The sequence below is a fragment of the Catenulispora pinisilvae genome (assembly GCF_015356865.1).
Lineage (GTDB): Bacteria > Actinomycetota > Actinomycetes > Streptomycetales > Catenulisporaceae > Catenulispora > Catenulispora pinisilvae.
Window position 1 is genome coordinate 1 of record NZ_JAAFZA010000608.1, and the last position, 411, is coordinate 411.

The window sequence follows — 411 nt, forward strand, 5'->3', positions numbered from 1 at the left end:
GAAGACGGCTGGGAGGTTGTGGCCGACCGGTGGCACGCCGGCTTTGTGGACCTGCGCGGCGGGGCGGGGCTGCTCGGACAGGTTGAGGGCCGTACCGCCGCGACCGTCTCGGCGTGGATCGACGCCCAGAGTCCGGCGTGGCGCGACGCGGTCGCGTTCGTCGCGAACGACATGTGCACCATCTTCAAAGCCGCTGTCCGTGCCTCGCTACCGAACGCCACGCTGGTGGTGGACCGGTTCCACGTCGCGCAGCTGGCCAATGCAGCGCTCCCCGAGGTCCGGCGCCGTGTCACCGTCCAGCAGCGTGGCCGCCGGGCCTGCAAGGGCAACCGCGAATGGGAACTGCGCAATCGGCTGACCCGCTCGGCAGCGCGGATGCACGCCAACCAGCTCGACCCGATGGTCGAGGAC

Annotated in this window: 1 protein-coding gene; it reads left to right on the forward strand. The window is 70.8% G+C overall.

The genetic code is table 11. The features are described 5' to 3' along the window. On the forward strand, positions 1-411 hold a 411-nt coding region (locus IZR01_RS49585; protein ID WP_194927932.1), incomplete at both ends, for a transposase.